Source organism: Stieleria tagensis (genome assembly GCF_024129865.1).
GTDB lineage: Bacteria > Planctomycetota > Planctomycetia > Pirellulales > Pirellulaceae > Stieleria > Stieleria tagensis.
This window is the reverse complement of record NZ_JAMYFE010000049.1, coordinates 58627-71300: the sequence shown is the minus strand read 5'-3', so window position 1 is coordinate 71300 and position 12674 is coordinate 58627. Positions and strand designations below refer to the sequence as shown.

General features: G+C 53.9%; 7 protein-coding genes. 4 read left to right on the top strand and 3 right to left on the bottom strand.

Annotation, left to right across the window (positions count from 1 at the left end):
• The first annotated feature begins 39 nt into the window (after positions 1 to 39).
• Positions 40 to 924, top strand: a complete 885-nt coding sequence (locus tag NHH03_RS12240; RefSeq protein WP_253156469.1) for an SGNH/GDSL hydrolase family protein — start codon at positions 40 to 42, stop codon at positions 922 to 924.
• Between the two features lie 52 nt (positions 925 to 976).
• Here the strand turns inward: NHH03_RS12240 and NHH03_RS12235 are convergent, their stop codons facing one another.
• Positions 977 to 2308 (bottom strand): nucleotide sugar dehydrogenase, encoded by a 1332-nt coding sequence (locus NHH03_RS12235; protein ID WP_253156467.1) that lies wholly within the window; start codon positions 2306 to 2308, stop codon positions 977 to 979.
• A 1114-nt stretch (positions 2309 to 3422) separates the two neighbouring features.
• Here NHH03_RS12235 and NHH03_RS12230 point away from each other — a divergent pair.
• The gene (locus NHH03_RS12230; protein WP_253156457.1) at positions 3423 to 4118 is read left to right on the top strand and encodes an N-acyl amino acid synthase FeeM domain-containing protein; all 696 of its coding nucleotides are present in this window, start codon (positions 3423 to 3425) and stop codon (positions 4116 to 4118) included.
• Positions 4119 to 4370: 252 nt separating this feature from the next.
• A complete protein-coding gene (locus NHH03_RS12225; RefSeq protein WP_253156455.1) occupies positions 4371 to 5996 on the top strand; it encodes an FAD-binding oxidoreductase in 1626 nt (541 codons plus the stop codon).
• A gap of 161 nt (positions 5997 to 6157) precedes the next feature.
• Here the strand turns inward: NHH03_RS12225 and NHH03_RS12220 are convergent, their stop codons facing one another.
• Positions 6158 to 7009 carry a PEP-CTERM sorting domain-containing protein gene (locus NHH03_RS12220; RefSeq protein ID WP_253156453.1) on the bottom strand — a complete coding sequence of 284 codons (852 nt, stop codon included), beginning with the start codon at positions 7007 to 7009 and terminating at the stop codon, positions 6158 to 6160.
• 65 nt (positions 7010 to 7074) lie between these two features.
• The gene (locus tag NHH03_RS12215) at positions 7075 to 7419 is read right to left on the bottom strand and encodes a hypothetical protein (protein ID WP_253156451.1); all 345 of its coding nucleotides are present in this window, start codon (positions 7417 to 7419) and stop codon (positions 7075 to 7077) included.
• 985 nt (positions 7420 to 8404) lie between these two features.
• Here NHH03_RS12215 and NHH03_RS12210 point away from each other — a divergent pair.
• Complete coding sequence (locus tag NHH03_RS12210; RefSeq protein WP_253156449.1) at positions 8405 to 12637, top strand: LamG-like jellyroll fold domain-containing protein; 4233 nt, start codon at positions 8405 to 8407, stop codon at positions 12635 to 12637.
• The last annotated feature ends 37 nt before the right edge of the window (positions 12638 to 12674 follow it).

The following is a 12674-nucleotide window of genomic DNA, read 5'->3' as shown; positions in this document are numbered from 1 at the left end:
CGCCAAAAGCCATTCGTTCACGCAGACAGGAAACAGTTGATGCACCACAGAATTTCGGCTTTCTTTTTCGTTGTTCTAGCGGCACTCACAACACAGGTCGCTGCGCAGCCGCCCTACGACAGCATCGTGGTGTTCGGGGACAGTCTTAGCGATACCGGAAACGCGTTCGCGGCAACTGGCATTCCCCCGACAGGCCCCGGCGATTTCCCCTACTACCAAGGCCGCTTTTCAAATGGCCCGGTCTGGATCGACTACTTGCAGTCAGACCTGGGCCTGGCCGACCAACAAATCCTGAACTTTGCCGTCGGCGGCGCTAGCACCGGAGAGGGTTTCCGAGAACCACCGAGTGGCATTTTCGATGGAGCCCCCGGTGCGGTCGTCCCCACCGTCGGCGCTCAAATCGAGACGTTTCTGCAAGTCGCTGCCCCCACACAAAACCAGTTGACCATTTTATGGGCAGGATCAAATGACTTGCTTAACCGCACGCTACCAATCGTTGCGGTCTACAACGTGGAGAACCATATTCGCAAACTTGCAGATGCCGGAGCCGACGAATTTCTTGTCCCTAGCCTCTCACCACTAGGCACCACGCCGGCAGTCAACCAATCCTTCGAGGGCCTGATCTTGAACGGAATGGCATGGCGTTTTAATAGCCTGCTCGACCGCCGCCTCGACAAACTGGAAGCCGAGTTAGAGATCAAAATTCACCGGCTAGACACCTTCACGCTCACCTATCTCGGAATCATTTTCCCGACCGCATTTGGACTGACCAACACCTCCAACGCCGCGTTGACAGATATTCAATCCAACCTGATCTCACCCCACCAGGGCGCATCGTACTTGTACTGGGACATCATTCACCCCACCAGCCAAGCACACCGAATCATCGCCGACGCCACACTACTAAAACTCAGCTCCCAGTAGGCCAGGTGAAACCTGGCGCAGTTCCGGGCGCATCACGACACGTTTGCAAACGCTAGGTTTTTCGAATCTTATCGCGGTTCGCTGTCACATGCTGAGTTGCATTGCGAGTATCAATCACCAGCGGCGAGTGCTCGACGATTGAGTCATAGTCAAAATCGGTGTGGTCGGTAGCGATCAACACCGCGTCTTGACTGGCCAAGAATTCAGCAGTCAGCTCCTGGCTGTCCATGGCTGGTAAATCGTAGTGTCTCATCCTGGGCAGTTTTGGCACATGTGGATCGCTATAGGTCAGTTCCGCACCTTGCGCCAACAGTAGCTTGATTAAATCGAACGATGGGCTTTCGCGTGGATCGTCGACATCCTTTTTGTAGGCCACGCCCAACATGCAAATTTTGCTTCCGCGGATTGGTTTCGATACTTCATTCAGGAAGCTTGAGGTTCGCGAGACAACATAGGCTGGCATCGAGCGATTCACTTCACCAGCGAGCTCGATAAAACGGGCATTCAGGCCCTGCTTTCGCGCAAGCCAAGAGAGGTAAAATGGATCAATTGGAATGCAATGTCCGCCTAAACCGGGGCCAGGATAAAACGCTTGGAATCCAAAGGGCTTGGTTTTCGCGGCATTAATGACCTCCCATACATCGATGTCCATTTGATCAAATAATACCTTCAACTCATTGACGAGGGCGATGTTGACGGCGCGATAAATGTTCTCGAGAACCTTCGCCGCTTCAGCAACTTCGCAACTGCTAACCGGCACGGTTCCTGCGACAGCGGATTGATACAGCTTCGATGCGACTTGCAAACTTTCATCGTTGATGGCACCGACAACTTTAGGGATCCCTGCGGCCGAAAAATCAGGGTTCCCTGGATCTTCGCGTTCCGGGCTGTAGGCGACAAAGAAATCAACGCCGGCCTTCAACCCGTTTCGCTCGAGAATCGGGACCATCACATCGCGCGTCGTTGTTGGATATGTCGTGCTCTCCAAAACAACAAGCTGCCCCGGTCGAATGCAATCCGCGATCTTGTTGCAGGTTTCAATCACATACGTCAAATCCGGATCCCGCGCATCATCCAGCGGAGTTGGCACGCAGATCAACAACATGTCTGGCTCATCGAGCCGACTCATTTGCGCCGTTGCATCGAACAACCCCTTGTCCAACCAAGCCTGAACTTTGTCGTGGCTGACATGCTTGATATAGCTCTTGCCAGCCAGCAGCGAATCGACCTTTGACTTATCAACGTCAAAACCCATGCACCGGAAGCCGGCATTAGCAAATGCGTCGATCAGGGGCAAACCAACATACCCCAGTCCGATGACACCAACGGTACAACGACGGTTTTCAATACGTTCAAGTAAATCAGTACAGTGACTATTAGACATAAGAGGTTGCTAAAGAAGGCTTCGGAAATGAACCCTGCTTGAATGGCGTTTCTGATTGTTCGGCAAACATCGTCTACAACAGGGGGGGACCGCGGCAGTTTAGCTCGACCGCGCCAATTTGATTAGCCGTTTACGTGCAGGGCCTGGTTTTTACGCGAAAGTACCGAAAACCATCGCCAATGCGAAAAAGCCAACAGGATCACCGAGACAGCTGTTGATTCATTCTGATGGCGCATCGCCCCCCAACAGAAAATACATGCTCCTGGTCGGCGGACATGATGTATTTCCTTAGGCCCCAACCGCTGCCGTAGCTGGCAACCCAACGCGTCAGTTTTGAAGTCAGCGCTTTTATCGCAACCCGACGCGTGAGCGAGGGATTTAGGGGTGATCAAGCAAAACTTGCAGGAAATCACCAGCCCGCCAGGATCCAGTGGGTCTGAATTTTAGTCTGCGTTCGGCCATCCGGGCACCGGCACATCCCGCACGTATCGGTGAGGGTCTATATGAAAAGCCCAGTAGGCCAGGTGAAACCTGGCGTCCCACCACACTGTCGCTACGGATGAACGCTGAGATCCCGCTGCCCCGCCACCGAGACCTCCGCAAACAGTAGGCCAGGTGAAACCTGGCAATTCCCAAACCACCGACGCAATCAATCGCCAGGTTGCACCTGGCCTACTTCGTCCGAAGCTCCAATGGCAAATCGAGCCCCAAAACGGGCCTGATCATTGGTGCAGACATCAAGATGATTGCAGTCCTTACATTCCCACCAGAGTACGTAGTCTTATGCAAAATTTCGGTCGTTTTTTTGGGTACGAGCAATAAAAACGGCCTAATCGCTCTAGTCTCCACCCACCCAGTCGCTACATTCGAAACGCACCTCCAAGGTATCGATGGCGGACTATCCGCCCTCACCAGGTCCTCAGGATCACTTGATTCACTTGGGGGGGCAACTTTTCAGCGACCAACTATTCATCGTCATCAACACCGTCGGGATTCCGGATTGATGACAGACTAATCTGACGGAGACTTCATGTACGGTCCGGCACAGTCGATACCATTCGCATTCCCACGTCGCTCCAGAAGCAGCACTCGGCTTGCGAGCAAGAATCGCGTCTTGGCCTGCCAAACAGCCCAGAATCGCTACGACCACGAAACTGCGTACAAGGTGTTGTATCAGAGCTATTTGAAGTCGGGATTGTGCGCGCCGAACCCTTGGGGCATGCGAATCCAGCCATTTCACCTGTGGCCGGAAACGCAGTTGATTTGCGGGATGGTCGATGGAGAATGTGTTGCGACAGTCACGCTGGTCATTGACGAGAACGATCGGTTGCCAATGGAGGAACTCTTTCACGCGGAAGTACAGCAGCAGCGAGCGGCTGGTAGACGCATGGCTGAGCTGAGTTCTCTGGCGATTGCACCCTGGTTCGAACGGTCGAAAACGGAAGCATTCGCAAAATTGACCTCCGCCGCGGTCCAATTCGCCCGCAGCCAGGGAGTCGATCAGTTGGTAGCCACCGTGCACCCCCGTCACGCCAAGCTCTACAAGCGACTGATGGGTTTCGAGCAATTCGGATCCATCGCCCCACATGGTGGAGTGCTAGGCAAACCAGCTGCCCCCATCGCCGCCCCAATACACGACCCAGAAATCGTCGCCCCGGCGTGGCGAAGTTACTATTTCAGCAACAGCGAAAAACGCAATTCGCTAAATCGCACAAAGATGACCGCAACCGATCGCCGCTGGTTCTTTCAACGCTCACCTGGCAAAAATGCCCAAAAGCAATCGTTGCCCAAGAGGCCCCTGCAGGTTTAACCACCTTCTAAAACTCCCAGCAAACGCGGCCTCCAGCACGTGTGAAGGCGGATTTTGCATTCTCCTAGACGCATCCACTCCGATTCAAATTCGGTATATCGCATGTGGAAAATGCGGTGTCCGTTGGCGCCTTCTTCTTAAACAAATGCTACGGTGTACATACGGTTTGACCCAAGACCTTCACTCGGATCAATAATTGATACCCAATAGGGGGCAAACCGAACGAACAGGTTTTCCCGAGGCACCGACGCTGTGGCCAACCCGACCGACACAAGCTTGAGTTTGGCGATCACAAGTTGGACGAACTTGCTTGGCCAAGCGCGAGTAATCACCGATGCCACCGATCTAATACGCCACGCCGCCAACACGATCGGCTCTCGAATCCAGATACCGGTTGTCCTTCGCCCCGGAAAGCGATCTGACGTACAACAAATCGTCAAGATCGCAGCAGAACATCGAGCACCGATCTATCCAACCAGCACGGGCCGAAATTGGGGATACGGATCCGCAACACCGGCACAAGAAGGCTGTGCCGTGCTCGACATGTCCGAATTAACTCAGATTCGGATCATTGATCGCGAATTGGGACTGGTTGAACTCGAACCCGGTGTTACCCAAGGCATGCTGGCAGACCACCTAACCAGCGAAGGCCTGGACTGGATGGTACCCGTACATGGTGGCGGCCCCGATTGCTCCTTGCTCGGAAACGCACTTGAACGCGGCTATGGACTAACACCAACCACGGACCACTTTGCGGCGCTCACCTCATTGGAAGCGATTCTTGCCGACGGCAGTATTTACCGATCACCGTTGATGGAGATGGGTGCTGAGTTGGTCGGCGCAGCCCACCGTTGGCAGATCGGACCCTATATAGAAGGCTTGTTTAGCCAGGGAAACTTTGGCGTTGTTACCCGAGCAACCTTCACTCTTCAGCGACGACCCGAGCATGTCGAAGCGTTTTTCATTCGTATTGGAAATGAAACGCAGTTTGGTGAAATGGTTGAAAGCCTCCGTGACCTACTGAGTTCGCTAGGGGCGTGTTTGGCAGGCGTCAATTTGATGAATGACCGTCGAGTCCTTTCCATGTCACATCCTTACCCGGTGGACCAAGTTCACCCTGGGGAAGTGATGAGTGATTCACTTTGCAATCGGCTAACGCGAGGCGCTGGAATCACACCCTGGACAGCTGCGGGAGTGATCCACTGCCCACGATCTATGCGTCGCGTCATCCGAAAAGAACTTCGACGACACTTGCCAGCGTCATTTCCACGCCCCATTCACATGAACAATCAGCGGACACGCGCGGCGAGATCGCTCGCCAACAGGCTCCCATCAAATTCTTTAGGTTTCCTGCGACAACTTGATTCCATCGAGGCCCTCCTGGATCTCGCGAACGGTTTTCCCCGACGGGTCGCACTTCCGCTTGCCTATTGGCTTCGCGGCGAGAGCCCCAATCAGGCACAACCGCTGAATCCTGCAAAAGATGGATGCGGCCTAATTTGGTACAGCCCGCTTGTGCCAATGAAGTCCGAAATAGTCCAAGCCTATACTCAGGTCGTTACAAGGACTTGTCGGCGATACGGCATCGAACCGCTAATCACTCTAACCACATTATCGGAACGATTATTCGATTCCACTGTGCCAATTCTCTTCCGCCCAAACGAAGATGGCGCCCCCGAAAGGGCTAAAGATTGCTTCAACGCTCTTAACCAAGCTGGCAAGTCATTGGGGTGCACACCTTATCGGTACGCATCGGATGATTCACTTGGGATGGTACCCCTAGGCCGCTACGCCACCAGCCGAACCTCAGCGAAGCTGAGAAAGGCAATCGACCCACATAGCATTATTGCTCCCGGACGCTACAGCTCGCCTAACTGAAAGTAAGTCCCTGACGTTAACTTCGTTTGCCCCAGGGGCGACGGTCAAGCTATAAACGACGCCTCCCTACCAATGCGTTTCGGCCAAGCCCACCAAAAAAAGCCGCCTCCCCAACAAATTAGAGAAGCGGCTTCGCAGTTGCACAGCCAAATTCAATCGGCTTATGATTGGCGTCGGCGGCGAACGAATCCGGTCACCATGGTGATGCCAATGAAGGCCAAGCCCGTTCCGGGCTCGGGAACGGCATGAAGGTACACGTCGGAGTCTGTTACGAAATCAAAGGCGCCTGCGCCTCCCTTGCTTTCAAATCCACCGATCAACTGCAGTTCTGTATCAAAACCGAAATTGTTGAAGTCGTGCTCTACAAGCGTGACTCCTGGCAGACCGTTGTATGTTGAAACAAAGGCGCCAGCAGATGTAAAACCATCCACGTTTGCCGCATCGTACGCATTGAACGTTCCGCCAATGAGATCCGAAACCGTTGCACCTAGGAAGTTATTATCAACTGCAAACTCAAAAATCTTAGTGCCATGAGTTGCGGAAGCAACGCCGGCCGCGACGGTCGGAGCATTCACGATGTGCTGAGCTGGAGCCGAAATCGGATCATGATACGCGACCAAAGCCGTACCGTCCCCAATTCCCGCCAATCCAGCTTGAGCAAGCCACTCTGCACTTGTTGCACCCGTAAGCGCGTAGCTAAGTATCGCGTCGCTTCCGGCAAAGACCTGAGAGACTCCAGCAACCTTGAACAACGCAACGCCAGTAATAGCGTCAGTAGATGCACTCGCATCGAAGACCAGATCATTGCTGGCCGCAAGCCGCGTGGCACCAAATTCAATGATGGTCAGCAAGTAATCGCCGACATCCAAGCTCCCATCACCACCATCCAGGGCGATTTCGTAGTCAACATCTTCCAATTTGGTAACTTCACCGTTGAAAAGACTGTCAATCACACCTGCTTGAGCACTGCACGAGATTGCAAGCAGTGCGAGTAAAGAAAAAACGATACGCATTTTTGTATTCCTAAAGCTAAGAATTTGATTAAATCGAGAGAACCATTTCGAAAAACATTCTCGATCTAAACAGGCTTTAGGAGACCGTCGATCACCGGACTACGTGGCAAACGGCAATTCCGCAGACGAATCGCTCCGCAAAACAGCCCTAAGTCCAAAGCGTCGGACTTACCGATCACGGCAGCCGGCGCGTTGCTTACGACACGATTAATCACAATTGCGATCGAATTCGATTGAGTGTCAACCCAGCGACCGTCTTCTATCTCATCGGAGTCACCCATTGACATCATCATTTCGAACTGCCCAGGGGAGCTGTCGACTCCATCGCTGATGGCATACATCACCCCAGCGCTGGCAGATTGACTGGCTGCCAGTAAGAGAAGTGCGATTATGATCAGTCGATAGGGCATGAACTCGATTGTATCTGCATCCGGGGGGGAATGCAAGCGTTGAAAATCTTGAGAAGCCGCAACTGGAACTGCGAGAAAAGCGATTTCATTTCCGCGCCCACACCTGCCAATTTGACAGACAATGTCTGACGGCAGAGAGAGCAGGCTCAAACGCCTAGACACTGCAAGGAAAGCACAAATTTGATGCAAACTAGTGAATTGCAACTTGCTGCAGCAATCTTCCGTTTATCGTCGATTGTACAGCGAAACACTTTGATTTTTGTCGCTTTTTTTTGGGGGGGCCAGTGGCTGGGTCCTTCGTCCGGCCGCGTACCGAAAACCCTTTCAGCGGGTTTGAATCAACGAACTGAAACGTGCTATGCATAATGATTGACATAGCGGCACCGCCACGATCCGTCCCGATTGCTTCCCTGTGCCCGACTCATAGTCCTCCAAGCGATACGTGAGCAGTTGGTAAATTAGAACGATATCAATTGACCAACACCATTCGAGCGACGGAAGTGGCAGTAACATGCTTAAACGCATCCTACGGCCCCAGTTCGCGGCACACACTGCACCATGCTTCAACCTGCACCGCACTGCCATCTTTATATGTTAGGCGAACTGCAATCCGTGCACCCTCTCGAATAATTAACGACCATTCGATGATTGACTAGTCGCGTGCATTTACGGAGACCAAATTTCCGTGACCTTGGATGTATCCGCCTGAGGGCCCGCGGTATGCCAATGCCTCGCGATACGAGCAAAGCATGAATTCGGTAGGCCGCGACCTGCAGGGCGCCAGAAGCTCCAACATACTGTCATCAAAAGGGCCACGAATCTCACTGGCACAATCGATTGCAATGGCTTCCCTGTAACCTTTTAGCAACCGGGTCACGTTTGAGCTTGCAAAGATCTGAAGAGAGCCCTTCTAATCCGCACAATCTCACCCATCCGCTACAATTGCCGTCTCTCCCCATCCGTTATCCTTTCCCAATACACTCTGATGCCCAAACGCTTGATTCGAATGGAGTCGCTGGAATCGCGCCGGCTCCTGCACGCCAGCTCGATTGCTCAAGGTACCAATACCGAATCAGCAGGATGGATCAATCAAGTAGCCACTCAGCAAGCTGGACCGCAAAGTCAACCAGAAGATGTGAACGGGGACCAGAAGGTTAGCGTGCTGGATGCCTTGCTAACGATCAACCAGCTGGAACGCAGTGATCAGAATCGAAATGCGACGTTTGACGTCAACCGCGACGGGCACCTGACGCCATTGGATCCGTTGCATATCGTCCATTTCCTGAGCCAGACTGCCAACACGAACCTGGCATCAACAGAGCAACCCGAGCCGGAAATGATTGCCGAATCCGATGCCATGCACCACGGCAATGGCATTCAAGTCACGGCGGACAGTGTGATCACTTTGCATGATACGATTCCGCGTTTCGCGGCAAATGCAGGTCATGTCGCAGTTGCCAGTGGTGATTGGTCGGATGCGAATACCTGGGGTCCCACAGGCGTTCCAGCCAAAGATGCCGTGGTGCGGATTCCTCATGGACTGAACGTCCGATACGACATTGACAGTGAAATCGCCTTGGACGCGATCGAAATTCACGGACAGTTGGATTTCGCCACGAACAAAAACACATCGCTGTGGTTGAACGAACTGATGGTGATGCCGACGGGTGTCCTCACGATCGGTACGAAAGATGATCCGGTAGCGAGTTCAGTATCCGCGGAAATTGTCTTCACTGACACACCCGATACATTTGGGCGGCACTTCAAAACCGGTACGGTAGCAAACCCTGGAATCGATCCCCAACAATTCGGCAACGGACTGCTTTCATTCGGCACAACCGTCGCCCACGGCAGTGTACTGGAGCAAACATTTTTGGAGCTTGAGCAGGATATCTCAGGCGGGGATCAGGAGATCCTCGTTCGCGAACAGCCTGTCGGTTGGAAAGTCGGAGACGAGGTGGTCTTTCCCGATACTCGACAAATCAACCCTGTGGATAGCGACGGTTACTACGACTATCAGGGACAGTTTGAGACCGCTCGGATTGCATCGATCGTGGGTCGTGTGATCACGCTAGAAGCTCCGCTGCAATTCTCTCACCTAGGACCTTCGGACGCCGACGGGCAGCCTACCCAAGGACTTGACGGGCAACGGGTCATGCCGCATGTCGGCAATCTGACACGAAACGTCACTCTACGAAGCGAAAACCCTGACGGTGTTCGTGGCCATACGATGTTCTTTGCGAATTCTGTTCATGACGTTCGCTATACCGCGATGGAAGAATTGGGAAGAACGACCGTCGGTGAACTCGACAACACTCAGTTCGACTCTGACGGCCGTGTGACGAAAATCGGTAGCAACCAGGTCGCTCGATACTCGGAACACTTTCACCATTTGTTCGGCCCTGAGGGTGGGATTCCGCTTGATGACAGTGGTGCCAACTACCAATGGATCAGCGTCGGCAACTCAATCACCGGGGCGCTGAAGTGGGGCACGGCGATTCATGCTTCGCATTATGGTTACCTAGGCCAGTCGGTGTACTACGATTCCGACGGTGCCGCGGTGGTCACCGAGGATGGCAGCGAGTTTGAGAACATGATTGAGGGAAACTTCATTGTTCGTGTCAACGGTGGTGGTGGCCCTTTTTCCTGGCATGGTGTGCACCGGACGGCAGCCGACACTGGTGACATGGGGGATGGGATTTGGTTAGCTGGGGCGATGAATTCGGTCCACAACAACGTCGTCGCCAACGCGATTCGCAATGCCTACATCGTCTACACCGACAATGTCCCCAGCGTGAACCGCTCAACGTATCGGCCTGTGCAGATTCCGCTGGCTCCAGGCGCCAACCCACACATGGTAGGTATGTCCCGGGAAGTCAACGTGCTGGCTGAACCCTTTGATGATTTTCATGGCAATGAGGCATATGGGGCCACCACCGCGGCGGTCTGGTTGTGGTCTGTCGGTGACCGGGGCCATTTCCCCGACACCCCTGGACGCAACACACTGGTTGATACGACAGTGTGGCATGTATCCGGATCGGGAGCCTATTTTTACTACGCCAACGATCACGTGATTGACGGTTGGCTGCAGCGAGGGGATCCCGATGCGATTGGGTTGCGGATCACCGAAGGTGGATCCAGCAAGCCGGGAACGGCGTTTACCCACGGAGGCTCGATCGCCGCCACGACCGAAATTAGCAACGCCAATGTTCAAGGGGTTGAAATCGGCTTTCGAAACCGGGGACGAGGAGTGACGGACGAGATTTCGATCCGCGACAGCTACTTCGACAACGCGACCAACTTCGCCAGCGAAACCTGGGGGCAATTCCCGGTGGACGGCTCCCGAGACATGGAAATTTCCAATGTCGTATTCGGGGATCATCTCAATCCGGGCGCGGACCAAAACGTCTGGATGGAGATCCGGCCGACATTGGACGACGCAATTTTGGTCCCAGAAACGACGACGCTCAAAAACTACCGAGGCTGGGCCGGAATTGACCTGGACGTCTATTACAAAGAGCAAGCGCCTAGCTTTATCATTCCCGAAACTGTGGGTGGTCCCAGTGCCGGATTAAGCAACCTGGACGCTTTTACAAACCACGGAATAGCGGTCGGTGGACGAGTTGCGCCTACCCAAGAAGTTGATGGTGACGACGGAGAAGCAGCTCTCATTCGGGCACGTGCGATGGGCATCGAGGGGCTCGTTTTCCAACAAGCATCCGCGATCAATGTCCAGCCTAAGTTAGTCGGCAACGTGATTCTGGAGTTTGGCACACCCTTGCTCTACTACACCATCGTTGGCAATGATCAATTAGTGAACCAAGTTCGCTGGCAGATCGGTGGTCAGGTAATCCATTCGAGCGGATCGACATCCGGAAAAATCGCATTGGAAGGGTTACCGAGTTTCGGCAGCCTTGAATTGGATGGTGAAGCGTTGTCCGAAAGCGGTGCAACCATCCAACAACTCAGTCTCACGCTTAAATTACCGATCCGGCCGGCCCCCATTGCCGGCTCAAATACTCGCCCGGTGCTTAATACGCCCGCCGGACAGCGAATCACGGCAAATCACTTACTAGACTTTTCTGTGTCGGCCTCTGACGAAGATGGAGAGGCCGTGGAACTTTCGGCGAGCAGCCTGCCGGAGGGAAGCGATTTCGATACCCATACGGGACAGTTCACCTGGCTACCAACCAATGATGATGCCGGAGAGCACCTGATTGAATTCACCGCGACCGATGCGCGCGGCAAGCGTGCAACGAATGAGGTTCGCGTGAACGTTCTCTACGATGCGAGTGACTCGCCAGTGCTAGCAAGTTGGGATCTCAATAGCCCCAATCCTGTCGTCCCCGATCTCTCCCCCAATGGCAATGACGGCGTTCTGTCAGAAGCCGAACCTCGCGCCGACGGAGGACTACAATTCAATGGTTCCAACCGTGTAGATCTGGAAGCGAATGCGTCGCTGCGCCCCGAGTCGGAACTGACGATAGAACTGTGGGCGTCTCCTGAAGGGCGCACTGGATTCCAGGACCTGATTCGATACAATTCCGGCTCAGCGGCGGCTTACGCGATTGGGGTCAAAGATGGCGGGACGACGTCGCTGCAGGGCTACTACGCCACACTCACGACGGAACTGGGAACAACACGCATCCTTGCTGAAAAGACGGATTGGAAAACAGGCGAGTGGGACAATGTCGTGCTAACCTATGAACCAGAAGCCCAAAATGGACGGATGCGTCTATACGTCAATGGAACAATGCGTGCCGACGCCACGGATATTGGCCAACGGATTTTGTACAAACCATTCGGCAGCCAAACCGTTATGCTCGGTGGTGGTGACGACACAGACACGGGATTCAGTGGCGGCCTGTCCAATGCCAGGATCTCAGCCACTGTCATCGAGAGCGACGAAGTAGCGGATCGCTTCACCCAGGGACGATCGGCAGCGATCCCCCTAACGAATGTCGTATCGACAACAATCGGTGTCGATACGCAATTTCCAAGTGTATCCCAGTCGATGCGAAATCCAGATGGCGACCTGATTCCATTGGCCGCAGCAGGAGAAATTTTCATCAGTGCGCAACAGGAAGAAACCGCACACCGGGACGCCCAACTCAATCAGGATGAACCGCACAAAGCGGCCGACTCCGACGACGTTGGCACCGTGAAGATGCCGACGGATGGATGGACACAGCTGAGCCTGCTTTCTGACCGCGGATGAGATGCGATCAGCGCGGATAAAGAGTGCGCTCCTTTTG